The organism is Paenibacillus sp. FSL R5-0908 (assembly GCF_038006245.1).
Lineage (GTDB): Bacteria > Bacillota > Bacilli > Paenibacillales > Paenibacillaceae > Paenibacillus_AQ > Paenibacillus_AQ odorifer.
The window spans coordinates 2,379,421-2,403,277 of record NZ_JBBOUV010000001.1; the positions used below are offsets into that span (position 1 = coordinate 2,379,421).

23 protein-coding genes and 1 riboswitch are annotated in these 23,857 nt (G+C 44.9%); of the genes, 19 read left to right on the plus strand and 4 right to left on the minus strand.

What is annotated here, in order from left to right; translation table 11 throughout:
- Positions 1–163: 163 nt before the first annotated feature.
- Positions 164–865, minus strand: a complete 702-nt coding sequence (locus MKZ09_RS10325) for a G1 family glutamic endopeptidase (protein ID WP_256719171.1) — start codon at positions 863–865, stop codon at positions 164–166.
- Positions 866–993: 128 nt separating this feature from the next.
- Here MKZ09_RS10325 and MKZ09_RS10330 point away from each other — a divergent pair, with 128 nt between their 5' ends.
- From MKZ09_RS10330 to MKZ09_RS10340, 3 genes are read left to right on the plus strand one after another with little or no spacing between them, the layout of a single operon-like run.
- Complete coding sequence (locus MKZ09_RS10330; RefSeq protein WP_036678905.1) at positions 994–2,178, plus strand: MFS transporter; 1,185 nt, start codon at positions 994–996, stop codon at positions 2,176–2,178.
- Between the two features lie 39 nt (positions 2,179–2,217).
- The gene (locus MKZ09_RS10335) at positions 2,218–2,745 is read left to right on the plus strand and encodes an acyl-CoA thioesterase (protein ID WP_076203006.1); all 528 of its coding nucleotides are present in this window, start codon (positions 2,218–2,220) and stop codon (positions 2,743–2,745) included.
- A complete protein-coding gene (locus MKZ09_RS10340) occupies positions 2,742–3,140 on the plus strand; it encodes an FxsA family protein (RefSeq protein ID WP_076203011.1) in 399 nt (132 codons plus the stop codon). Before MKZ09_RS10335 ends, MKZ09_RS10340 begins: the two co-directional genes overlap by 4 nt.
- 89 nt (positions 3,141–3,229) lie before the next feature.
- Here MKZ09_RS10340 and ytvI read toward each other — a convergent pair whose 3' ends face one another.
- Positions 3,230–4,345: a sporulation integral membrane protein YtvI gene (ytvI, locus tag MKZ09_RS10345; protein WP_076133960.1), complete on the minus strand. Its 1,116-nt coding sequence runs from the start codon at positions 4,343–4,345 to the stop codon at positions 3,230–3,232.
- A gap of 397 nt (positions 4,346–4,742) precedes the next feature.
- Here ytvI and citZ point away from each other — a divergent pair, with 397 nt between their 5' ends.
- The 4 genes from citZ (at position 4,743) to MKZ09_RS10365 (ending at position 8,876) form a co-directional block, all read left to right on the plus strand.
- Complete coding sequence (citZ, locus tag MKZ09_RS10350) at positions 4,743–5,855, plus strand: citrate synthase (RefSeq protein ID WP_036678915.1); 1,113 nt, start codon at positions 4,743–4,745, stop codon at positions 5,853–5,855.
- A 147-nt stretch (positions 5,856–6,002) separates the two neighbouring features.
- The gene (icd, locus tag MKZ09_RS10355; RefSeq protein WP_036678918.1) at positions 6,003–7,298 is read left to right on the plus strand and encodes an NADP-dependent isocitrate dehydrogenase; all 1,296 of its coding nucleotides are present in this window, start codon (positions 6,003–6,005) and stop codon (positions 7,296–7,298) included.
- Between the two features lie 80 nt (positions 7,299–7,378).
- On the plus strand, positions 7,379–8,320 hold the full coding sequence (gene mdh, locus MKZ09_RS10360; protein ID WP_076100099.1) for a malate dehydrogenase: 942 nt from the start codon (positions 7,379–7,381) through the stop codon (positions 8,318–8,320).
- Positions 8,321–8,447: 127 nt separating this feature from the next.
- Positions 8,448–8,876 (plus strand): hypothetical protein, encoded by a 429-nt coding sequence (locus MKZ09_RS10365; RefSeq protein WP_076133961.1) that lies wholly within the window; start codon positions 8,448–8,450, stop codon positions 8,874–8,876.
- A 77-nt stretch (positions 8,877–8,953) separates the two neighbouring features.
- On the opposite strand, the gene MKZ09_RS10370 is transcribed toward MKZ09_RS10365, so the two are convergent.
- A complete protein-coding gene (locus MKZ09_RS10370) occupies positions 8,954–9,838 on the minus strand; it encodes an AraC family transcriptional regulator (RefSeq protein ID WP_143767307.1) in 885 nt (294 codons plus the stop codon).
- Between the two features lie 248 nt (positions 9,839–10,086).
- On the opposite strand from MKZ09_RS10370, the gene MKZ09_RS10375 reads away from it, so the two are divergent.
- From MKZ09_RS10375 to thiH, 6 genes are all read left to right on the plus strand, one after another.
- Complete coding sequence (locus tag MKZ09_RS10375; RefSeq protein ID WP_076203017.1) at positions 10,087–12,201, plus strand: GDSL-type esterase/lipase family protein; 2,115 nt, start codon at positions 10,087–10,089, stop codon at positions 12,199–12,201.
- Positions 12,202–12,437: 236 nt separating this feature from the next.
- Positions 12,438–13,310: an SDR family oxidoreductase gene (locus tag MKZ09_RS10380; protein WP_076203022.1), complete on the plus strand. Its 873-nt coding sequence runs from the start codon at positions 12,438–12,440 to the stop codon at positions 13,308–13,310.
- A gap of 87 nt (positions 13,311–13,397) precedes the next feature.
- Positions 13,398–13,499, plus strand: a riboswitch (TPP riboswitch).
- A 118-nt stretch (positions 13,500–13,617) separates the two neighbouring features.
- Entirely contained in the window at positions 13,618–14,220 is a 603-nt protein-coding gene (locus MKZ09_RS10385; RefSeq protein WP_076134083.1) for a thiamine phosphate synthase, read from the plus strand.
- Between the two features lie 38 nt (positions 14,221–14,258).
- Positions 14,259–14,462, plus strand: a complete 204-nt coding sequence (gene thiS, locus MKZ09_RS10390; protein WP_038569682.1) for a sulfur carrier protein ThiS — start codon at positions 14,259–14,261, stop codon at positions 14,460–14,462.
- 55 nt (positions 14,463–14,517) lie between these two features.
- The gene (locus MKZ09_RS10395) at positions 14,518–15,285 is read left to right on the plus strand and encodes a thiazole synthase (RefSeq protein WP_076203027.1); all 768 of its coding nucleotides are present in this window, start codon (positions 14,518–14,520) and stop codon (positions 15,283–15,285) included.
- Positions 15,286–15,319: 34 nt separating this feature from the next.
- The gene (gene thiH / locus MKZ09_RS10400; protein ID WP_076203032.1) at positions 15,320–16,435 is read left to right on the plus strand and encodes a 2-iminoacetate synthase ThiH; all 1,116 of its coding nucleotides are present in this window, start codon (positions 15,320–15,322) and stop codon (positions 16,433–16,435) included.
- Positions 16,436–16,517: 82 nt separating this feature from the next.
- Here thiH and yfbR read toward each other — a convergent pair whose 3' ends face one another.
- Positions 16,518–17,123 carry a 5'-deoxynucleotidase gene (yfbR, locus tag MKZ09_RS10405; RefSeq protein ID WP_111503265.1) on the minus strand — a complete coding sequence of 202 codons (606 nt, stop codon included), beginning with the start codon at positions 17,121–17,123 and terminating at the stop codon, positions 16,518–16,520.
- 102 nt (positions 17,124–17,225) lie between these two features.
- Between yfbR and MKZ09_RS10410 the strand changes: the two genes are divergently transcribed.
- The 6 genes from MKZ09_RS10410 to phoU all read left to right on the plus strand — a co-directional run bounded on the left by MKZ09_RS10410 (position 17,226) and on the right by phoU (position 23,831).
- Positions 17,226–18,785, plus strand: a complete 1,560-nt coding sequence (locus MKZ09_RS10410; protein WP_076125145.1) for a fumarate hydratase — start codon at positions 17,226–17,228, stop codon at positions 18,783–18,785.
- A gap of 159 nt (positions 18,786–18,944) precedes the next feature.
- Positions 18,945–19,331 carry a VOC family protein gene (locus MKZ09_RS10415; RefSeq protein WP_076124919.1) on the plus strand — a complete coding sequence of 129 codons (387 nt, stop codon included), beginning with the start codon at positions 18,945–18,947 and terminating at the stop codon, positions 19,329–19,331.
- A gap of 178 nt (positions 19,332–19,509) precedes the next feature.
- Positions 19,510–21,306: a two-component system histidine kinase PnpS gene (gene pnpS, locus MKZ09_RS10420; protein ID WP_076124920.1), complete on the plus strand. Its 1,797-nt coding sequence runs from the start codon at positions 19,510–19,512 to the stop codon at positions 21,304–21,306.
- Between the two features lie 109 nt (positions 21,307–21,415).
- Positions 21,416–22,144 carry a response regulator transcription factor gene (locus MKZ09_RS10425; RefSeq protein WP_036678951.1) on the plus strand — a complete coding sequence of 243 codons (729 nt, stop codon included), beginning with the start codon at positions 21,416–21,418 and terminating at the stop codon, positions 22,142–22,144.
- 198 nt (positions 22,145–22,342) lie between these two features.
- On the plus strand, positions 22,343–23,098 hold the full coding sequence (pstB, locus tag MKZ09_RS10430) for a phosphate ABC transporter ATP-binding protein PstB (RefSeq protein ID WP_036678954.1): 756 nt from the start codon (positions 22,343–22,345) through the stop codon (positions 23,096–23,098).
- A gap of 73 nt (positions 23,099–23,171) precedes the next feature.
- Positions 23,172–23,831: a phosphate signaling complex protein PhoU gene (gene phoU / locus MKZ09_RS10435; protein ID WP_036678957.1), complete on the plus strand. Its 660-nt coding sequence runs from the start codon at positions 23,172–23,174 to the stop codon at positions 23,829–23,831.
- Positions 23,832–23,857 lie beyond the last annotated feature (26 nt).

Sequence of the window (23,857 nt, forward strand, 5' to 3'; positions counted from 1 at the left end):
TAGCAGATTTCATAAAGCTTAATTAAAGGGTTGTCTCAACTGTAGTGAAAATCTACAAGCGAGGCAGCCCTTTTTTCGTTTTTATCAACATATTCGATTGAAGATTATGTTAAATCCATTTATGCTGTTAATAACAAATCTCGAATGATAGGTTCGAGTATTTTTATTTGGGGTATGTTCGTTTGACAGTAAAAGAATCCCCGCGATGGTTTGGACAAGAAGGAACGGCGATAGTAGCGTTATTTTGCACCATGATTCCTCCCATATTGAGAGTAAGTCTCGGACTTTTGCCATTAATTCGACAGCAATAGAAGCAAGTAGGGGAGACGCGCGCTAGCTTTGCGATCGAACCGTCTACCTCGGGAGCCTCCATAATCCATTCACCAGAGGTTTGAGGTCCGGTGTAACGTTGTAATGTTCGAAAAATCCAATTTCGGCTTAAATTGCGGAGTGTAATCGTCCATTTGTTGCGGCCTACCTTCGTGATGTTCGCTTTTATATGGTCTCCAGGGCTCACTGGAAGGGGAATTACCGTTTCGACATCAGGTAGGATTTCCCACCAAGCGTAATACCGGGCACGGCCATTTACGAATTCATGACCTGTTCCTGTTTGGATCAGGCTGCTATTCTTGAAGCCGTCAATACCAATCCAAGCAGAGGAATAGGAAGGTTTAGAGTTTGGTTTTACATATGGAACGATCCATTCGCCGGCAATGCGGTTAAAGGCCCCCTTTTTTCCAGTGATGGTATATCCGCTCCAGTTTGTTGAGGACCAGCCGAAGCCGGAGCTTTGAAATTTGTTCGTATTAGATTTGTCCTTTAGACATGGATGATTGACCCGAATAGAATTTTGTTTATCATTCAACTTGTCCACCGCCTTTATAGTACTGCTATATTAAATGCGGTGATTACATAGGAAGTACGGGTGTTCTGCTAAAATATAAGAGAGTGCAATGCTTGATTTAAGAAGCTGGAGAGGATTTGTAGCTTAACATGGAAAAATTATCGAAGCTGCGCGGCTTTTATCTGTTTTTAGGATTGGCCGGTGGTTCATTTGGCTCATATCTAACGCTGCTGCTTGTCCACAATGGACTTGATAGCGGGCAGATAGGTATACTAATGGCAACAGGCACGCTAATTGCGATCACGATTCAGCCAATATGGGGAATTGTTTCGGATCGGTATAATCAGACGCGTTTGGTACTAATCCTAAGTGTGGCGATACCGGCTTTATTAGCGGTCTTTTACCGTTCGGAATATTTTATTGTGTTACTGCTGGTGTATACCCTCTCAACAATCTTTTCCTCAACACAGGCGCCTATAGCCGATTCTTACGCGATTTCAGCGGCGAAGAGGGCTGGGGCTACTTATGGCAGCATAAGGCTTATGATGAGCATTGGAGCGGCTGTGGGAGCTTATTTAGGCGGATTGTATGTATCGTCCTTCTCTGTATCCACGATATGGCTGCCCTTTCTTATGTTTAATCTGATCGCGGTTCTAATTGCATTGACGCTGCCGAAGCAGGCAGAAGAGAATCATATGATGCGGCAATCGTTTTCTCAGGGAGTTAAAAAGCTGCTGGGGAATCGGGTGTTCCTAGCGTTTTTGGGTGGCAGTTTTCTTGTGAACCAGACGATGACTGCTTTTGGAACCTACTTCGTCATCGCGTTTCAGTCGGTTGGAGGTTCAACTCGTTATGCAGGAATTGCGCTTTTTCTCGCATCTGTAACGAACGTGCCCTCCATGCTGTTTGCTTCCAAGGTAATCAAAAAGCTGGGGCGCGAGCGGACGCTGCTCCTTGGCGCACTTATTTATGTTTTGCGGTGGGGCATTCAGGTGGCATTCCCTTATCCATCCGTAATGATTGGAGTGCAGGTACTGCATGGTCTGTCATTCGGGTTCTTTTATATTGCTGCCGTTGAATATGTATCTCAGATCACCTCTAATGAGATGCAGGCGACCGGGCAAAGTGTTTTTAATATGGTGTTCTCGGGTTTTGCCGGTGTTGTGGGCAATTTATTAAATGGATTCTTGCTCAATCAAGGTGGCGTAGAAGTGATGAACCTGTCTTGTATGTTGAGTTCAATTGCAGGAGCGATGCTGCTATTTTATGTCGCCAGAAGCTCCCGAAGCAAACTATCGACGACAAAGCTATCTTCAGACGGGGCCCGGGCCTAAAGCTCTCCCTGCTGCCTATGCCGAAAGGAGTATTTATAAATGGAATTACAGCAAGAAGGCTTGCGAAGCCGGTGGTATGAGTCTACCCTGCGTGTTCGATACCAGGAAAGTGATCAGATGGGCGTTGTGTATCATGCGAATTATTTGAACTGGTTTGAGTCTGGCCGTACGGAGTTGTTACGTCAGCTTGGCTTTACTTATCGTGAGCTTGAGAATCAGGGAGTGCTGCTTCCTGTTACCTCAGCCGATTTGCAATTTAAAAGTCCGGCGCGATATGATGATCTTATCTCCGTGTATGCGCGAATGACTACCTTTTCGGCGTTAAGAGTCGCATTTGAGTATCAGGTGCGGAGGCTCTCGGAAGCAGAAGGTAGGAATTTTGAGGGTTCAGCGGCTACTTTGGGACAATTGCGGTCGATGGACCTCCCCGGGGAACTGCTGGTTACCGGCTCGACAAATCATGTTTGGGTGAATCGAGAATGGAAGCCTGCCAGGCTGGATAGAGCCCTTCCGGAGCTGTTTCACGCGATTAAAGGAGCGCTGCGGGAAGAAAGGGGTTCTGTATGATTAGAAGCAAATGGTTGTGGGCTGCATTATTTATCATTCCTGCCGTGGAATTATTCGGCTTTATCTTCGTAGCAAATCAACTTGGAGCATTCAAAACGCTGCTGCTTATGTTGACGACCTCGGTTATCGGTTTATTGATGATGCGTTTCGAAGGGAATAAAGTGCTGCAAGACAGCAGAACACATATGCAGGAGGGACGCGTTCCAGGCCGGACGATGCTGGATGGCCTATGCATTTTTTTCGGTGGCTTACTGCTGATCTTACCTGGTTTCGTAACGGATATTGTAGGTTTCTCCTTGGTGTTTCCGTTGACTCGGCCTTTGTATCGTATATTTTTGCTGAAGTGGATTGAGAAAAAGATGAAAAACGGTACCTTCACCTTTTACCGCCGCTAGTCATAATCAAAACTAAAACAGAGCGGGCCCCTGTCATTGATAGGAGTCTGCTCTGTTTTGCTATTCCAAGAATTGTAGGGTATTGTTTATTATCTTAGTCTTCCGCTGACAATATAGCTGTGTAACGCGTGAAATACACCTGCTCGGTTAAAGGCTACAAGGATAACTAGAATAACGGGACCGATGATCAGCCCAAGCATGCCGAACAGCTGCAAACCTGCAAACATACCGACCAGCATAGCAAGGGGATCAAGCCCAATGCTGCTGGCGAGCACTTTCGGCTCAAGCACTTGGCGGGTTACAAGGATAACGGCATATAGGATAGTAAGTCCGATCCCCAGTGCCAGATTGTCTGTCATGTAAGAGTATAACGCCCAAGGAATCATTACGATTCCAACCCCTAAATAAGGCAGCAAATCTACAAAACCAATCATTAAGCCAATAGCGAAAGCAGATTTTACACCCAGCAGCAGCAACCCGATCACGACAATGACCGCTGTAATGGAGATCAGGATTAGCTGAGCCCGGAGATAACCGAAGAGAGCTTTTCGCAGATCCCGCCAGATACCCGATACAGGCTTTAAGAATGGGGCTGGCAGCCAGCTTGTGAGTTTGGCATTATGTCTTTCCCAGCTAGTACTAATAAAAAAGGCAGCGAGAACGACCACGATAAGAATTGTACCCATACTGGGTAGAGCGGAGATCAGCTTCAAGATCACATTAAAAAATCCGGTCACTACTTGCGTAACTGCGTAACCAACTGTTTCCGTTGTTCTGCTGATATTGCTGTCAATGGTGGCGTGATAGTCAGGATTGTCGCGGTAGAACTGATTTATCTGGTTGATGATATTCTGTATGCTTGCATTCTGGCTCAAGGACAGCAAAAGCTCTCTCCATTGGTCCGTATGAAGATTAAAGGTCTGCAGCAGCACGATCAATTCTTTCACTAGCCTTGTAATCATCGCGGTCAGTACTAGTGCAGTTCCGCCTATGTAAAATAGCAGCGATAGCGACACCGCCAGCCACGCTGGGAGCTTAAGGCCTTTAAGAATCAACACTAGCGGATGCATGATATATGCGAGCAGCCAAGCGAGCAGAAGGGGGTATAACAGCGGAAGCAATACATAGATTGCCAGCAGGAGGATAGAGGTAGCCAGAACGACCCACAGGCCGCGCAGCAGTCTTTTTAATGCTAATCGGTCCATACGAAGATCTACACCTCCTTCATTCCTGCGGATGCAGGGGAATAAAAGCTCGTCTTCATATATATTCATAGAACCTATTTAAAGACTAGGAAACGGGATAAATATTGGGCTGAACCGGATGCTATAAACTAAAATCTCAACTGTGAATCAAGGGTTTAGAAGTTTTTTTCTATCTCTGTGATAAAATCATTTGATGCGCTGCAAAGCTTCCACATTGTTCACATAACCGACAAAATCCAGTATGATGAATAAAGATTCGATTACGAAAGTCAGACAACATCCTCGCCGGATATGTCCTTGAACTGCACTCATTAGATTTTTCAATGCTTTAAATTGGAAATGTTTTCATGAAACCGAGAATGCTTTTTATACCTTGTTGGCAAAGGAGAGATATGCTATGACAGCTACCAAAGGCTTGGAAGGTATCGTTGCAACAACTTCATCCATTAGCTCTATTGTGGATGGGGTACTCACTTACCGTGGTTATGATATTGATGATCTAGCAGAAAATGCTACCTTCGAAGAAACTGCTTATTTATTGTGGTTTGGCAGTCTACCAACAACACCAGAGCTGGAAGCGCTCAAACGGGATTTCAGTGCTTTCGCACGGATTCCTGAGCCAGTTATCGAGCAAATGAAGCTCTACCCGAAAGACACCAACACCATGGCAGCATTGCGGACTGCTGTATCAAGCCTTGCTCTCTATGATGAAGCGGCTGACGATATGAGTAGAGAAGCTAACGAGATTAAAGCAGTAAAACTACAGGCACAGCTCCCGACGGTTGTGGCAGCCCTATCGCGTATTCGCAAAGGTCTGGAACCTGTGGCTCCTAAAGAAGGCGTCTCGATTGCCGAGAACTTCCTGTATATGCTATGGGGAAAAGAGCCTGACAGTGTATCTGTTAAAGCGCTTGATACCGCACTTGTGCTTCATGCGGACCATGAGCTGAATGCTTCGACTTTTGCAGGCCGGGTTACGGTTGCAACCTTGTCTGATATTTATTCCGGCGTGACCTCCGCTATCGGCGCACTCAAGGGTCCACTTCACGGTGGGGCGAATGAAGCCGTTATGAAGATGCTTGAAGAGATCGGAAGTTTGGAAGCGGTTGAACCTTATATTCGTAAGAAGCTGGATAACCGTGAGAAGATCATGGGCTTCGGCCATAGAGTATACAAAAATGGTGATCCGCGTGCTAAACACCTGATGAAAATGTCACTTGAACTTGGCACAATGAAGAATGATACTACGCTGTATGATATGTCCGTAAATATCGAGGAATTGATTACCGGACAAAAGGGACTTAAACCGAATGTTGATTTCTATTCGGCATCAGTTTATACACAACTGGGTATTGAACGTGAGCTGTTCACTCCTATCTTTGCAATTAGCCGGACTTCAGGCTGGACTGCACATATTCTGGAGCAATATACAGATAACCGTATTATCCGGCCACGTGCAGAATACACAGGTATGATTGAACAGAAATACGTTCCAGTAGACGAAAGATAGAAGGGCAGCCTTGCAGGCTGCTCCTAAAGTTTAGTAGAATGAACCCTAGAATATATGCAATAATGCATATTCATGCGTAGAGAGTTTTGTTCGAGACTTGTCCATGAGAAATTAAATCCCACAAAACTTTAGGAGGAATACACTCAAATGTTGAAACTAGAAAAATTCGATCTGCCAACAGAAGGCGAACAAATCACAATTAAAGATGGTAAACTGCAGGTTCCTAATCATCCAATCATTCCTTTTATCGAGGGTGACGGCACTGGCCGTGATATTTGGAAGGCTTCCAAACGCGTACTTGATGCAGCAGTAACTAAAGCTTATGGCGGCACAAAGCAAATCGCTTGGTACGAAGTTTTTGCTGGCGAAAAAGCCTTCAATACATATGGCGAATGGCTGCCAAATGATACTTTGGAGGCAATCCGTGAATACTTTGTAGCTATTAAAGGCCCGCTTACGACTCCAATCGGAGGCGGTATTCGTTCATTGAACGTAGCTTTGCGTCAAGAGTTGGATTTGTACGTATGTCTGCGTCCAGTTCGTTATTTCGAAGGGGTTCCTTCTCCTGTTAAACGTCCTGAGCTGGTGGATATGGTTATTTTCCGTGAGAATACGGAGGATATTTATGCAGGGATTGAATATCAAGAAGGTTCTGCTGAAGTGAAGAAAGTCATCGAATTTCTGCAAAAAGAGATGGGAGTTAACAAAATCCGTTTCCCTGAAACTTCTGGTATTGGTATCAAACCAGTATCCTCCGAAGGTTCGAAACGTCTAGTGCGCGCTGCTATTGAATATGCGATCAAACACGGACGCAAGAGCGTAACGCTTGTGCACAAAGGAAACATCATGAAGTTCACTGAAGGTGCCTTCAAAAACTGGGGTTATGAAGTTGCTGAGCAAGAGTTCGGAGATAAGGTCTTCACTTGGAATCAATACGATGTGATTAAAGAACGTGAAGGTGAAGCTGCTGCCAATGCTGCTCAGAAGGATGCTGAAGCTGCGGGCAAAATCATCATCAAGGATGCCATTGCGGATATCGCATTGCAACAAGTTCTGACTCGTCCGACTGATTTTGATGTTATTGCTACCTTGAACCTGAACGGGGATTACCTGTCTGACGCGCTTGCTGCGCAAATCGGCGGTATCGGTATCGCTCCTGGAGCGAACATTAACTATATTTCTGGACATGCGATTTTTGAAGCCACTCATGGCACCGCACCTAAATATGCAGACAAAGATGTTGTGAACCCTGGTTCCGTGATTCTGTCCGGCGTAATGTTGCTGGAGCATCTGGGCTGGCAGGAAGCAGCAGATCTGATTTATAAAGGTATGGAAACAGCTATTAATAACAAGACCGTGACTTATGACTTTGCCCGTCTGATGGAGGGCGCAACTGAACTGAAATGCTCTGCATTTGCCGACGAGATTATTAATCACCTCTAAGATAGGCTGGCTCAACCAACTGAATATATTGAAGTTTAGCTAATACAAGCTATACCGACACCGTTCTAGGAGGAGAATCCTTGGCAATCAAACGTTATAAAATTACAGTTGTAGGTGCCGGTTTTACTGGTGCCACTACAGCTCTTATGCTTGCTCAAAAGGAGCTTGGTGACGTTGTGCTGCTTGACATCCCACAAATGGAGAACACAACCAAGGGAAAGGCACTTGATATGCTGGAAGCAGGTCCTGTACAGAAATTTGATAGTCAAATTACAGGAACCTCAAGCTATGAAGATGCTGCGGATTCAGATATTGTAATCATCACTGCGGGGATTGCCCGTAAACCTGGAATGAGTCGCGATGATCTCGTGAACACCAATGCAGGTATTGTGAAGTCGGTATGCGAGAACATAAAACGTGTAGCACCAGATTCCATTGTAATCATTCTGAGTAATCCGGTTGACGCTATGACCTACGCGGCATTTAATGCGCTGGGTTTTCCGAAGAGTCGCGTAATTGGACAATCCGGAGTGCTGGATACAGCCCGTTATAACACGTTTATTGCACAAGAGCTGAAGGTATCTGTTGAAGATGTACGTGGTTTCGTATTAGGCGGACACGGCGATGATATGGTACCGCTCGTAAGGTATTCCAGTGTTGGTGGTATTCCAATTGATACATTGATATCTGCGGAGCGTATTGATGAGATTGTGCAACGTACACGTGTGGGTGGCGGAGAGATTGTTAACCTCTTAGGAAATGGTAGTGCTTATTATGCACCAGCGGCTTCTTTAGTTCAGATGGCAGAAGCTATCTTGAAGGACAAAAAACGGATCATTCCGGTTATCGCTTTGCTCGAAGGAGAATATGGCTACGATAACCTGTTCATGGGTGTTCCGGCGTTACTTGGTGCCAACGGTATCGAGAAGATTTTTGAACTGGAGCTTACAGCTGAGGAAAAAGCGGCTTTAGATAAGTCTGCTGAATCCGTTCGTAGCGTAACAGCTGTGCTAACTGTATAGATTGTGACAGAGGTATGAAGAAACCCCCATTTTGTTTACTTAAAATGGGGGTTTCCTTTTCTTCTCAAGCAAAAATGGGTATAATTAAATGTAACTATTATCACAGTTAAAACGGAGGAGATATGTTATGGATTGGAACGTTTTGTTTTTCTTACATATGATCGGAACCTTGGCACTTGGCTTCTACCTTGTGCTACCCTTCATCCTAGGGCGTGCAGAGAAACTGTCGTCTGGGGCTAAAGAAGGAACGTTAAGTGCCGTAACCGGATTTAATCGTTTTGCGCAGTATGGATTGGTGATCCAACTCCTTACAGGTGGTTACATGATGACCAAAGGTGATTATTCAGTAGCGTGGATGATTATTGTTGTAGTGTTACTGCTAGCGATGTTTGCGCTTGGCGGTATTATGAGCAAGCCTTTGCGTCTTGCAGCAGCTGGAATTCGTGAGAACCGCGATGTTAGCGCAGAGACTGGCAAATTGCGCACACTTAGTGCACTGCTTACAGTGTCATTGCTATTGATGGTATTCTTCATGGTGTTTAACGACATAATTTAATCTACATCGAACTATACCCGCCTCCGTAATGGAGAGCGGGTTTTTCGTATGTTCCGGTAATTTATCTTCATAAAACGTTAATCCCTGATAGGATCCGTATAAGATTTTGGCCGGTAATTTAACGGAGAAACACCCGTCCATCGTTTGAATTGTCGGCTGAAGTGGCTCTGGGAAGCAAACCCGAGTTGTTCAGAAATCATCTGTATTTTTAAATCGGTATGAAGCAGCAAATGTTTTGACTTCTTTAATCTTAGATCAGTTATGTACTGCCTAGGAGATATCTTATATACCTTTGTAAACAACTTATGGCACTGTACCCGACTTAAGCAAAGCTGCTCAGCAATCAAATTAACCGTGAGCTCCGGCAAATGAATATTGGCTGCAATATATTTTTCGATCTGATGAGCAGTTTCCACCTCGTACAAAGAGTTTGCTTGTCGCGCTGTGTTGGAATTATCCGAATTCGAGAGCTGTACATCAATGAGTTCAGTCAAAATCATCAGGATGATCGCTTGCAAACGAAGCCTTTCTTTTACAAGGATCATTTCTTCAATATCCTCGGGAAATCCAGTGGATGCCGTCGTGGCAAGAATATTATTCTTAATAAATTCATCCAAATGTTCCAGCTGCTGATTTAATCCCGAACGCTGCATTTGGTGGTTATTCCATTTCTGTACAGCCTGAGACTGAAACCATTCACGAAACTTTAAATCGTCAATATCGAAATGAAAGGAGAGGTAGATATAGTTGCTCAGGCCAGAATTAATTACATAATGACGTAAACCAGGCGGAATAATTAACCAATCTCCTTTACCAAAGGCAATGGAGCTTCCTTCTACATATTGATGGGAGTTGCCGTCGTAGCAATACAATAGTTCGAAGATTTTGTGATGATGATCAGGGTATGCCCATCCAGGTTCTGCTACACGATAATGAACACCGATCAGCTGCAGTGTACTCATAATGTTCGGAAAGCTGACTTTGTAAGCGATAGGAGTTCTCCTCCTTAGGATCAATAGGGATGTTCTTAATTATATCAAGGATACCTATACATATGACCGTGTTGCAGTGTGAGCCGTTGATCATTCCATGGTTTACGTTACAAAAGGTCAAAAAAAAGAATGAAATCATCATTTGAATCAGTTTAGAGAACAGGGATAATGGAGGAACCTAGGAAAGTACTTCGAGAAACGGAAGGAAGTGTAATGAAGTGAGAAAGCTGTGTAGGAATATACTAATCTTATCTTCTTTACTAATGGCTTCATTGACTCTTACTCACGGTACAACAGAGGCAGCCTTTATAAAAGATGGGGCAGAGAGGCAACCTCCAATCCAAATTGCAAACGTATACAAGTTCAATTTTACAAACCAAGTTAAAACAGGGTATCAATCCATTAGGTATGATTCTAATCGCGGTGCACAATTGTATGACTCATCTTTAGGTTATGGTTTTGTTCAAGAGACCAACGCTTTACCCGCCAGAGAAGTGCACACCGACTCAATTACATCCGATGGAACAGGTTTTTTCATCACAGAACCTTATTTTTTTGCTGAACCTAAATCTGAGAAAGATAATTATAACAACTATGGTATGGCGTTTCGAATGGATGCGCCCCCTGGCACCTACAACGTATATGTAAAAACGTCTTCTGACGCAGAGGATGGGATCGTGTCAGTATCAGGAATGCAGACCAGCCGCTTGTTGAAAAGTGGACATTGGGACGCGGCAAAGCTTGTACCCGTCAATCATACGGCTGTAGCCAAAGGGAAAGAGTGGACTTATACGTATGTAAACGGCCGTGACCATATAGATATTGAGATCGAACCGAGCAAAGTGAACACAGCCGTGGGGATTGAGGAGATCATACTGGAACTGATTTTGCCACAGCATAGAGCAGCTGGAGCTCTTCCGAATTTATTTATACTTGGAGATTCCACGGTCAAGTCCTACACCTTCGACGAAGCACCAATGAGTGGTTGGGGTCAGATTATTGGCAGTATGTTTAATCAACATAAAGTGAGTGTAACTAACTATTCCATGGGAGGACGCTCGTTTAAAAATGCCTATACAGAAGGTCGCCTTAACGACATTTTACTGAATGGCAGCATTGGGGATTATGTGTTTATTCAATTCGGACACAATGATGAGAGTGCAGATGAGTTCAGACGTTACGGCAGAGGTTCGACCGAAGCAATGTATGAAAACTACCTTAAAGAAGTTTATCTCCCTGCGATTCAAGCCCGAGGCATGATACCAGTACTGGTAACCCCAATGTCCAGAATCAAAGGGAATGCAACAAGTCCGGGATATATCTATGAAAATTCTTTTAAATCAAGAAAGTTTGTAGATATTCTTAAACGGGTCGCAGATGAATCTGGAGTTACACTTATTGACCTTAACTCGGAAAGTCTGAAATATTATAACGAGATCGGTGTAGAAGCAATAACATCCCTCTTCATGTCAATTGAAGCCGGAGAAACGCCAGGCAAAACAAATGACGGAAGTTACGCTAACGGGCATCCTTCAAAGAAAGTCGATGGGACTCATTTTAAAGAAGCGCTCGCCAAACAATTTTCACGGATGATTGTCACGGAGCTTGTAGAGAAAGGTGCTACTGGCGATTCTACTGCTGCCTCCATTACTCCTTACCTTAAAGGGAACGTTAAGCATGCGGCACTAACAGGGAACTGGGGTAAGATTTTTCCGGAAATAACGAATGATACGACGACTGGGGAAGCTGCTTATTACCGTAATCAAATTGAAAAATTAATCCAGCTGGGAGTAATGGGCAAAGACCGTCATGGGAATTTTAATCCGGATACGGAGATGACAGTTGCTGAATTCACACGTAGTATTTCTAAGTTAATGAAAGTGGAAAGATCAGATCTTGCCTATTATCCGAAAGGTAAGCTGTCACGTGAAACGATGGGTGCTATTCTCTATGATGTTTACCAAATAAAGTTTGCTAATAAACCTAAGTACATGACTGATTATAACGGCACAGCAGTAGTGCCAGGAGATCCTGGCTATGATTCGAATCTGGATCCAGGAGCTAGAGGTGCGATGTACTATCCTCTTGTATCCTGGACGCAGCTTGTTGATACAGCGGACATTTCTCCTTATTTAATTTCAAAAGTGAAAAGTGCATATGAATTAGGACTCATTAGATCTGAAGTGGGGATTGCCAGAGGCAAAATGGTCAATGGGACAGAACTAGAACCTAAAGCTATAGTGACCCGGGAGAAAGCGGCTAAAGCTCTTTATTTCATGTGGGTGCTGGAACATGAAGTGAATGCAGAAAATCATGTTTCTTCTCTGAAATAGTTAGGTGAACAATTCAAGGCACAGCATCGATGCTGTGCCTTTTTGTATGCGGTGAAGTCCTCTCCACTTACAGCAGTTTACCTCTCACAGTTGTTTATTTCCACTTGCATTGTGGTAAGTAAGATTCGTAAAGCGATTTAAGAAAATGACAAACCCAGCGTATAAACGTGCATAGTTGTGCCATCCTAAGACGATCAGTTAACTATCAATTTGCTTAACGAGAGGAGATAGGGAAGATGTCAGGCAACAATAAACAAGCTACAAAAACCTTACCCCCACAGGAGCAGCATCATCAGCCAGGGATTGAGAGTGAAATGACGCCGCTGCCCAAATACGAGCCGGCAAATTATAAAGCAGCAGGTAAACTGCAAGACAAGGCGGCGTTGATTACCGGTGGAGACAGCGGAATTGGGCGTGCAGTTGCTGTGCTTTTTGCTAAAGAAGGCGCTGATGTGGTCATTTCATATCTTAATGAACACTCAGATGCAGAGGAAACTAAACGTCAGGTCGAGCAGGAAGGCCGCAAATGTATCCTCATTCCAGGTGATATCGGTGACGAGAAATTCTGTAAAGATCTTATTAAACAGACGGTGGAGAGCTTAGGAAAGCTTGATATTCTCATCAATAACGCGGCAGAGCAACATCCGCAAGCTAAGATCGAGGATATTACTTCCGAGCAGCTAGAGCGTACTTTCCGTACGAATATATTTGCGATGTTCTATTTAACAAAAGCAGCTATGCCTCATTTAAAAGCAGGATCTACAATTATAAATACAACTTCAATTACCGCTTATCGCGGAAGCCCGCAGCTGCTGGACTATTCATCAACTAAAGGAGCTATTCTTAGCTTCACACGATCCTTGTCCACGAATCTGGCAGAGAAGGGCATACGGGTAAATGGTGTAGCACCAGGTCCAATCTGGACACCGCTGATTCCCTCTACCTTTGATGCAAAACAGGTTAGCGAGTTCGGAGGTACACAGCCTATGAAACGGCCTGGACAACCAGAGGAGCTGGCACCAGCCTATGTATATCTGGCCTCTGACGATTCCAGTTATGTGACTGGACAGGTTATTCATGTAAATGGTGGCGAGGTAGTAAACGGTTAGATCAGTACAGCTAATGTGAATAAATGGGTGTATTTCAATAAAAAAATATGTTACTATAAACCACGTTAGTATTTTAAAATTGTATATTTATGTCACTAGGGGTGCCGATTGGCTGAGACGGAATGGATTTCCGGACCCTTTGAACCTGATCTGGTTAAGACCAGCGTAGGGAAGTGGAGGACGAATTTCTGTTGTCGGTCTATTTGTAGTGCCGTCTATATACAGATTCTGACTGCCTTCCTTACGGGAGGCAGTTTTTTTGTTTTTACTGACCTATAGGGAAGTGAGAGAGAGGAGATCGCGAGTGGTGCAAGCTGAGATCCATCTAATATCAGACGGCAAGCTGCAGCAAAGACATTTTGTTGAACTAGCTGTCACGGTGCAGACATGGGTCGATTATATTCACTTAAGAGATAAGCAATGTCCTGCACGCGAACTACTCGCTGCGGCACAGGAGCTGTTGGCTGCCGGTATGCCCGCTACCAAACTGATAATCAACGACCGGATCGATGTAGCCTTGGCAGCTGGTGCCGCAGGAATTCAGTTGGCTTGTCACAGTCTGAGCCCGGATACAGCCCGGCGAATTGCACCTCAGCTTCGGCTGGGGAGATCGGTTCATTCTCCGGAAGAAGCGGCGAATGCTTCAGAGCAGGGAGCTGATTATTGCTTGTTTGGTCATGTATTTCCCTCGGATAGCAAGTTAGGGCTGCCCGCACGTGGGCTAGAGCTGCTTGCAGAAACGGTGAAGACCAGCTCTATTCCTGTCATTGCGATTGGCGGAATTAGCCCCGCTAATGCGGCGCAGATCATCAGGAAAGGTGCGGCAGGAGTTGCTGTGATGTCCGGTATTTGCGGAGCGGATGATCCTTATGAGGCCGCCAAAGCTATTCATAAGGCGGTTCATTCATAGCCTGGAGGTAACAGCAGGGCCGAAGGGGGTGATTCAGAATGAAGCTGTTGATTAACGGGAAATCCGCAGAGTGTTCTGGTGGTATTCAAACTATAGCTGATTTGATCAGTCTTCCTGAGTGGTCGGGTCGTCTGATGATCATTGAGCTGAATGGAGAAATTGTCAGTAAGGAGAATTATGAAAGTACTGCTCTGAGCGAGGATGATCGTTTGGAACTGGTGCACTTTGTTGGTGGGGGTTGAGATGGAGCGGTATAGAATTTTGAGAAATTTATAAGAACCAAAGGGAGGTAATTTCATGCATGACCCGTTACATATTGGCGGCATCGAATTAACCAGTAGATTATTTATCGGAACCGGAAAATATAGCCGGAATACGCTGATCCCCGAAGTGATTGCTAGCTCTGGTTCTCAGGTGATCACTGTAGCGCTTCGCCGAGTGGACCCAGAAGCTGGCGCAGAAAATATCATGAACCACATTCCCGGCCATATGACTCTTCTGCCTAATACCTCAGGAGCGCGCACAGCGGAAGAGGCAGTCCGTATTGCGAGATTAGCAAGAGCTGCGGGACTGGGGAACTGGGTCAAGATCGAAGTGATCAATGATCAGAAATACCTGCTTCCAGATAATCTGGAGACCATACGAGCTACAGAGATTTTAGCAGCGGAGGGTTTTGTAGTATTGCCTTATATGAGTCCGGACCTTTCAGCTGCTTTACGTCTGAGAGATGCCGGTGCTGCTGCTGTGATGCCGCTTGGTGCGCCGATCGGGACGAATCGCGGCCTGCGCACCAAGGAGCTTGTGCGTATTCTTATTGAAGAAGTGAATTTGCCAATTATTGTAGATGCCGGGATTGGCAAGCCGTCGGAAGCGGCGGAAGCAATGGAGATGGGGGCCGCTGCTGTTCTGCTTAATACGGCTATTGCAACGGCACGTAATCCGCTCGTCATGGCGGAAGCGTTCCGTGAGGCGATATCCGCTGGCCGTAAAGCTTATTTGGCAGGACTGGGTCCTGTAGAAGAAGTTGCTTTTGCTTCGTCACCGTTGACTGGATTTTTGAACTGAATTGGATAGGTTCACCAAAGGAGGGAGGATTAGCATGAGCTTTTTTGACACACTGGCCCGCTTGGAGCAGTATCCTTATGAGCAGCTGTGGAAGGAGTTCCGGGAGGATGACGTTAAGCGGGCGCTTGGAAAAGACAAGCTGAACGAAAATGATTTGCTGGCATTGCTCTCTCCGGCAGCAACGCCGCTGCTAGAGGAGATGGCGTCGGCAGCACAGCGACTGACCCGTGCCCATTTTGGTTATTCGATGCAGCTGTTCACACCGATGTATCTTGCGGATTTTTGTGTGAATCATTGTACCTACTGCAGCTTCAGCTCCATTTATGATTTTCCGCGCAAAAAGCTGTCCTTGGAGGAGGTCCGCAGGGAGGCAGAGAAAATTGCAGCTACAGGTCTGCGGCATATCCTCATTTTGACTGGTGAATCGCGCTGGGAGAATCCTGTCTCATATATTAAGGATTGTGTAGATGTACTCAGGGGATTTTTTTCCTCCGTCAGTATTGAGATAAATCCTCTATCAACTGCAGAATATAAAGAACTTCTTCAAGCAGGGGTGGATGGACTAACACTATACCAAGAGGTTTACCACCAGGAGACTTACAGAAAGCTGCATGTTAAAGGGCCAAAAAGAAACTACCGGAATCGCCTGGATGCACCTGAACGCGGCTGTCAGGCAGGTTTTCGTTCTGTGAATATTGGTACGTTGCTCGGGATGTATGATTGGCGGCAAGAGGCATTCCAAAGTGCCATGCATGCCCGCTATTTGCAGGATCGGTATCCAGATTGCGAGATCAGCCTGTCACCTCCACGTTTTCGGCCTTATTTAGGGGAATTTAACCCAGAGTGCGATGTTACCGACCGATCGCTAGTGCAGATTATTTTGGCATACCGGTTATTTTTACCCCGTTCGGGCATTACCTTATCTACAAGAGAGCCTGCCTCTCTACGCGATCATTTAGTTCATCTGGGAATAACTAAGATGTCAGCCGGGGTCACTACTGAGGTGGGCGGTCACACTAATGCAGGGGGAACTCCGCAATTCGAAATATCCGATAGCCGCAGTGTGCAGGAGATTACGGAAATGCTATATACGAAGGGTTTGCAGCCCATTTTTAAAGACTGGGATATCCTGACCGAACCAGCAACGTAACGCTTGTATTATCAATTATTAATCACTAAATGGACCCCTGCGAGATTCATGCGGAGGTCCATTTTTATTGTCTAGAGGGTGTTTAGTTTCCGGCAGAGAGCTCATCGAGAGACATTTCGAAACTCGGTGCCATATGAGTCAGGAAATAATCCACTTCCTGCAGGCCAAGCCCACGAAGTTTTGCTGCTGTCTGCTCCTTCGCGGCGGCAAATTCTCGGTTGCCTGCAGCAACCTCCCATACGCATTTCAAATAAGCATCCAGCCGATCAGCGGCTTTCACATAGCTGTGCAGCAGAATGTCCTCCGAATCGGGAGGGCTGTCTTCCGGTCGTATAAGCTGAGTGTAGATGCTTTTCAGCTCTGATGGAATCATTCCAGTTAAGCGATCAGCCGCAACTTTCTCCATTTCGCGGAAGCTGGTGAGCAAGCGAGGATTGTTGTATTTTACTGGCGTGGCGATGTCGCCTGTGAACACTTCGCTGGCATCATGGAACAGAGCTATGGTTGCTGCTCGTTCCGCGTTTAGTGAACGTCTAAAATGAACATTACCGATGGAACAGAGCATATGTGTGAGCAATGCAACATGAAAAGAATGCTCAGCGACGTTCTCCGGTGCGGTGCTGCGCATCAAGCTCCAGCGCTGAATATACTGAAGACGATATAGATAGGCAGAAAAATGGTAGCTCAATTTTAAAGTAACCCCTTTCATGCGGTGCTAGGTATGATATTATTATACTAATTGTATCAAACTTTAGATAACCTGGAACTGCCGAGAGGAGCTTGAATGAAGATGCAGCATTTTGAAGACAGTATTTATAACCTTATCGTAGAAACTTCCACGAATTTGCCGGGAGATGTACGCCGGGCAGTTGCTAAAGGTCGCGCGCTGGAAGACAGGGCTACCCGGTCCGGTCTTGCTTTAACCACGATTGCGCAAAATATCGGAATGGCTGAGCAGCAAGTGTCTCCGATCTGTCAGGATACGGGAATGCCTACATTTATCATTCACACCCCTGTGGGAATCAATCAGATTGAGATGAAAAAAGATATTCATAATGCCATTGTACGAGCGACAAAGAATGGTAAACTTCGTCCCAATTCTGTAGATTCATTAACAGGTGAGAATAGCGGAGATAACTTGGGTGCAGGCACACCAGTCATTCATTTCGAACAATGGGAAGAGGATAAAATAGACGTTAGACTTATTCTGAAGGGTGGAGGCTGCGAGAATAAAAATATTCAATACAGTCTCCCGGCAGAACTAGAAGGACTCGGCAAAGCGGGTCGGGATCTGGACGGAATCCGTAAATGTATTTTACACGCGGTATATCAGGCGCAGGGACAAGGCTGTAGTGCCGGTTTTATTGGCGTGGGTATCGGCGGTGACCGTACGACTGGCTACGAGCTGGCTAAGAAGCAGTTGTTCCGCAAAGTGGAGGATGTTAATCCGATAGAAGACCTTAGCAAGCTGGAAGACTATATTATGGAGAATGCTAACAAGCTTGGAATTGGCACGATGGGCTTTGGTGGTGAAGTATCTCTGCTGGGCTGTAAGGTTGGCGTTATGAATCGTCTGCCAGCTAGCTTTTTCGTATCCGTTGCTTATAACTGTTGGGCCTTCCGCCGCCAAGGGGTGCTGGTTGATCCATCAACAGGCAATATAGAGGATTGGTTGTATGAGAGTGGCACAGGGATATCTGTAGATGATGAAGGGGCACATGAATCTGAAGCGGTAATTGCTGAGGGAGCTAACAGCCCAGCCTCTGAGTCGCGGGAAGTACGTCTTACAACGCCGATAAGTGAAGAGGATATCCGTAGTCTGCGTGTTGGAGACGTGGTTATTTTATCCGGTGAAATGCATACAGGCCGTGATGCTTTGCACAAATATTTAATGGATCATGAGTCTCCGGTAGATCTGGAAGGGGCTGTGATTTATCATTGCGGTCCTGTGATGATGAAAGATGAGGAAGGCTGGCATGTAAAAGCTGCGGGCCCAACTACGAGCATTCGTGAAGAGCCTTATCAAGGCGATATCATCAAAAAATTTGGAATCCGTGCAGTCATCGGAAAAGGGGGTATGGGTCCAAAAACGTTAAAAGCGTTACAAGAGCACGGCGGGGTATACCTCAATGCGATTGGTGGAGCCGCCCAGTATTATGCAGAGTGCATTAAGAAAGTCAACGCTGTTGATTTTATGGAATTTGGTATTCCTGAGGCAATGTGGCATCTCGATGTGGAGGGTTTTGCAGCGATTGTGACGATGGATGCTCACGGCAACAGTCTGCATGCGGATGTGGAAAAAGATTCAGCAGCTAAATTGACTCAATTCAAGGAGCCAGTGTTTAAATAAATGGGGTTACAACCGGTGGATAAGTCATGAGGAGGGCAGATTCTCTGAATGGCTTTTCCATGGGTTTTAATCATATTATAAGGATTTATATGTTCCAGACTATAAATTATCCTTAAGGAACGCCGAAGGCGTTTTTGCCTGTCTAAAGGAGGACAACGAATGGCACCACATTATATTAGAAATGGTTTTCTTAACGTTACGCCGTATTTTATTGCGGAAGATGCAGACCAATTGATAGATTTTGTTGTGCACTGCTTTGATGCCAAAATTATTGATATGCTGCGAAACGATGAGGGAAGGATTAGGCATGCCGAGGTCAGAATCGGTGATTCCATCATTGAGATTTCTGAAGCGAATGAAAAGTATTCACCGGTACAGCTTGCCATTCATCTTTATGTAAGAAATGTTGATGAGACCTACCGCAAGTGCCTGGATGCCGGGGCCTCTATTATTGAAGAACCACTGGATAAGTCCTATGGAGAAAGAGGAGCAGGGGTTAGAGACCGTCAGGGTAATCAGTGGTTTCTTGCCACCCGTACAGAATAAACTCATGTGTTTTTACAAAAGTAATACAAAGTAACAGTCCAGAGTTAATCAACTCGGGCTGTTATTTTTATATAATCTACTCTGGGGGGCTTATGTCACGGTCATAGTCGTACTGGTATTTTGGAGAAAATGAAGTTAGGATAAAAGATACAATGATAAAGGGAGAGGCACATTTCAGATGAAACCGTTTCGCGCTCGTCTTACGTTTATACTTATGGCCTTAATCGGTATTTCCATGATTGGTACTGGATTTACGATGGCTCATCTGTTTAAGAGCTCCCATATAACTGCTCTGGAAGAGAATATGTCCCGGGAAATAAGCTTGCTCTCAGGCACACTGGAATTTGTAGATATGAATTCTTCGAATGCGATCCCGTATTACACTGAACAGGCAGAGCATATTTCTAAACTTTTAGATTCTCGGATAACGTTTATTACAAAGTCGGGTAAAGTAATTGGCGATTCTGAGAAAAACCCCTTGGAAATGGACAACCACTCCAATCGTGAAGAAGAGATAGGGGCTGCGAAAGAGGGAACTGGACGGGCAATCCGTTACAGCGAAACTCTAAAGCATGAGATGTTATATGTGGCTGGAAAGGTAACTTCTGATCAGGGATTTGACGGCTATATTCGGGTCTCAATGGGACTTGATGCTGTAACGCAAGGTCTTAAGCATGCATGGATGATTATGGCTGCAGGTCTAATTATCTTGTTCTTGTCAGCAACGATTGTGAGCTATAAAGTAGCTTCAAGCATGACTTCCCCACTGGAGCAAATCACAAGAGTCGCCCGGCGGATTACCGATCTGGATTATGATGCCAGAGTTCATTTGAAGCGTAAAGATGAAGTTGGGCAGCTGGCTACCGCAATTAATGCGATGGCAGACAGTCTTCAAGACCAGCTTAAGACGATTCGTGATAATGAGGATCTGCTGCAAAGCGTACTGGATAATATGACTGGCGGCATCATAATGATCAATGCGGAAGAAGAGATTGCGCTGCTTAACCGGGCTTCAGAGCGAATGCTTGATGTCAGTAACGGTGAAATGGCGGGTCATTCATACAAAGAGTTAAAACGTCATTATGAGCTAACCCGTCTGCTTGAAGAAGGGGTGTTAAGCCGGGAACCGATTCATGAAGAACGAAGTATTTATAACCCAAGAGAGCGAATTGTACGGATGGACGCGGTTCCGATGATCCAGGATGGTACGTACAGAGGTATGCTTTTCCTATTGCAAGAGGTTACGGAAATTCGCCGTTTGGAGCGGATGCGTAGTGAATTTGTAGCTAATGTATCGCATGAACTCAAGACTCCGGTTGCAGCGGTCAAAGGGTTTGCCGAGACCTTGCTGGGTGGCGGAGTTAAAGATGAGAAGACGGCGAGATCCTTCCTGCAAATTATTTATGATGAGAACGAGCGTTTAAATCGCTTGATTGGAGATATTCTGGAATTATCTAAAATCGAATCTAAACGGGTGCAGCTCGATTGCTCACCGGTTCATATCATTGAATTCTTTGATTCCGTGCTGGGTACCATCAGTAAAGTCGCTGAGAAGAAAAACATTAGTCTTAATGTAGAGGTTCCTGAGGAGCTATTTATTGAGGCGGATGAGGATAAGCTGCGTCAAATCTTTATGAATCTTTTCTCTAATGCGATTAATTACACACATGAAGGCGGAAACGTAAAGGTCTACGTTAAGAGTCTACTGAAACCAGACGGCTCCGAAAATGTTCAATTTACTGTTAGCGATACGGGTATGGGGATTCCTAAAAAAGATCTGCCGCGTATTTTTGAACGTTTTTACCGGGTAGATAAAGCAAGATCCAGAAGCTCCGGTGGAACGGGATTGGGGCTGTCTATTGTGAAGCATTTGGTAGATATGCACCATGGAGTGATTTCAGTTGAAAGTGATTTGGGAATCGGCAGTTCCTTTGTGATTGAATTGCCTTTGCTGCAGGAAGAAAAGACCGATTAGATTTTTGTAAATTCACTTTTTCAATTTTACACTAAGTTAACATTACGGTGATATGATGGTTTTGTTGCTGTTTTGTAAAAATCAAACTATATGGAAGACGGGGGAACCTATGGCTCAACGATTGCTTGTCATTGAAGACGAACCGACACTAGCCCGGCTGCTGTCCTATAACTTAACGCAGGAAGGTTACGAGGTGACGGTAGAGGATCATGGAACGGCAGGATATGATCGTGCGACGAGGGAACCTTTTGACTTGATCGTATTGGATCTGATGCTGCCAGGAATGAATGGCATTGACATCCTTGATAAATTGCGTGGACAAGGTATCCGCACACCTATTATCGTATTGACTGCTAAAAATGCTGAAGAAGATGTGGTTAGAGGGCTGAAATCCGGTGCTGATGATTATATAACCAAACCTTTTGGAGTATCCGAATTGCTTGCAAGAGTGAGCGCTGTATTGCGGCGGATCTCTGGTCTTGCTGAAGAGGCTCCACAAGAGACACCTATATCTGCTTCTACGATCATTCTGGGACAACTAGAAATCTATCCTGAGCGGTATGAAGTTTCCTTAGGTGGACATAGCATTAACCTGCGACCTAAAGAGTTCGAGGTATTGTTATATTTGGCTCGTAAACCAGGGGTAGTGCTGACAAGAGATGATCTTATGAATGCTGTATGGGGCTTTGATTATATTGGTGGACAGCGCACCGTTGATGTGCATGTAAGTTCACTTCGTAAAAAGCTTGAGCTAGATCCAGAATCCGTTCATATCGATTCCATTCGAGGTGTAGGTTATAAATTAGTTGTTAACAAAAAGAGAGCTCCGGTCATTTAGCATGACTGGAGTTTTCTTCTTTATCCCGTTCATAAACAAGATTCAGGTGAGATTACACGCCGAATTGTAGGGAATACTATCACGTGGACTAATTCATCTTCACCAATTTTACATTGCGTTAACATTTCTCTCCAACTGTATTTACATTAAAAGCTTATTATGGAGAACGAAGATGATGAGAAGGAGACGTAAATACTAATGAAATCCATCATTGACATAGAGAAACTTGATCTCTACTATGAGTCATTTCACGCACTGAAGAATGTGAATCTGCAAATTCCGGAGAAACAGGTTACTGCTTTTATTGGACCGTCCGGTTGCGGAAAATCCACTCTGTTGCGCACGCTGAATCGTATGAATGATATGATTCCTGGTACACGTATTGAAGGAACTGTAAACATCGGCGGCAAAAATATTTATAGTGACGAGGTAGAGGTAGAAAGCCTGCGTAAGCAGGTGGGCATGGTATTCCAACAGCCAAATCCTTTTCCAAAGTCGATTTACGACAATGTAGCTTATGGCCCTCGCCTGCACGGCATTCGTTCAAAGAGCGAACTGGATGAGATTGTAGAGCAAAGTCTGCGTCATTCCGCGCTGTGGGAGGAAGTTAAAGATTTTCTGAAAAAATCTGCCCTTAGCTTGTCCGGCGGACAGCAGCAACGGCTGTGTATTGCCCGAGCTTTGGCAGTACAGCCGGATATTCTGCTCATGGATGAGGCAACGTCTGCACTTGATCCTGTGTCTACGCTCAAGATAGAGGAGCTTGTACAGGAATTAAGAAGTAAGTATACAATCGTTATGGTTACTCATAACATGCATCAGGCGGCACGTGTATCAGGTCGAACCGTGTTTTTCTTGAATGGTGTAATTGTAGAGGCGGCGGATACAGAAGTGTTGTTCTCGACTCCTAAGGATTCCCGCACCGAAGATTATATTTCTGGACGTTTCGGCTGATACGGGCTACAAGGGCGCTCGTCCTTGGAAATGGCAAGCTGACCATACATTAATGAGGAGGATCGCTCTTACTATGATTCGCAGAAAAGAATTTGATAAAGATTTGGAAGAGCTGCGCAGTCTGCTGCAGCAGATGGGTGAACATGTAATAGATGCTCTTGGTGGAGCAATTGTTGCTTTACAGAATCTTGATACTGTGCGCGCTCAGGAAATCATTAAAGCAGATTTGCAGCTGAATGCCATGGAAGATAAAATCATGGAAATTGGCTCACGGCTAATTATTACACAGCAGCCTGTAGCAAAAGATTTGCGCCGCATTATCGTTGCTTTCAAAATATCCAGCGATTTGGAACGTATGGGTGACTTGGCTATTGATGTTGCGAAAGCAACTATGCGCATCCATGGACAGCAGCTGATCAAGCCGCTTGTAGACATTCCACGTATGGCGGAAATTGTGACGACCATGATTGATGAGGCTATCCAGTCTTATCTGGATGAGAACACGGATCTGGCTTATAGAATGGCACAAGATGATGATCAGGTCGATCAATTATATGGTTCGATGATCAATGAGCTATATAGTTATATGGTGGCAAAACCGGATTCTGTATCTCAAGCTATGTTATTAACGCTGGTAGGCCGTTATATTGAACGGATTGCCGATCATGCGACTAACATTGGTGAGAGTGTTGTTTATCTGGTCACAGGCAGCCGTCCGGACTTGAATCAGTAATTTGCACTTCCACAGCTTTTGTTATA

Coding starts and splice junctions, on each gene's coding strand:
- MKZ09_RS10365 (WP_076133961.1), top strand. CDS start 8,448: ATGGATTGGAACGTTTTGTTTTTCTTACATATGATCGGAACCTTGGCA.
- MKZ09_RS10335 (WP_076203006.1), top strand. CDS start 2,218: ATGGAATTACAGCAAGAAGGCTTGCGAAGCCGGTGGTATGAGTCTACC.
- pnpS (WP_076124920.1), top strand. CDS start 19,510: ATGAAACCGTTTCGCGCTCGTCTTACGTTTATACTTATGGCCTTAATC.
- MKZ09_RS10370 (WP_143767307.1), bottom strand. CDS start 9,838: ATGAGTACACTGCAGCTGATCGGTGTTCATTATCGTGTAGCAGAACCT.
- MKZ09_RS10395 (WP_076203027.1), top strand. CDS start 14,518: ATGCATGACCCGTTACATATTGGCGGCATCGAATTAACCAGTAGATTA.
- phoU (WP_036678957.1), top strand. CDS start 23,172: ATGATTCGCAGAAAAGAATTTGATAAAGATTTGGAAGAGCTGCGCAGT.
- pstB (WP_036678954.1), top strand. CDS start 22,343: ATGAAATCCATCATTGACATAGAGAAACTTGATCTCTACTATGAGTCA.
- citZ (WP_036678915.1), top strand. CDS start 4,743: ATGACAGCTACCAAAGGCTTGGAAGGTATCGTTGCAACAACTTCATCC.
- MKZ09_RS10330 (WP_036678905.1), top strand. CDS start 994: ATGGAAAAATTATCGAAGCTGCGCGGCTTTTATCTGTTTTTAGGATTG.
- MKZ09_RS10425 (WP_036678951.1), top strand. CDS start 21,416: ATGGCTCAACGATTGCTTGTCATTGAAGACGAACCGACACTAGCCCGG.
- MKZ09_RS10340 (WP_076203011.1), top strand. CDS start 2,742: ATGATTAGAAGCAAATGGTTGTGGGCTGCATTATTTATCATTCCTGCC.
- MKZ09_RS10415 (WP_076124919.1), top strand. CDS start 18,945: ATGGCACCACATTATATTAGAAATGGTTTTCTTAACGTTACGCCGTAT.
- thiS (WP_038569682.1), top strand. CDS start 14,259: ATGAAGCTGTTGATTAACGGGAAATCCGCAGAGTGTTCTGGTGGTATT.
- MKZ09_RS10410 (WP_076125145.1), top strand. CDS start 17,226: ATGCAGCATTTTGAAGACAGTATTTATAACCTTATCGTAGAAACTTCC.
- ytvI (WP_076133960.1), bottom strand. CDS start 4,345: ATGGACCGATTAGCATTAAAAAGACTGCTGCGCGGCCTGTGGGTCGTT.
- thiH (WP_076203032.1), top strand. CDS start 15,320: ATGAGCTTTTTTGACACACTGGCCCGCTTGGAGCAGTATCCTTATGAG.
- icd (WP_036678918.1), top strand. CDS start 6,003: ATGTTGAAACTAGAAAAATTCGATCTGCCAACAGAAGGCGAACAAATC.
- MKZ09_RS10380 (WP_076203022.1), top strand. CDS start 12,438: ATGTCAGGCAACAATAAACAAGCTACAAAAACCTTACCCCCACAGGAG.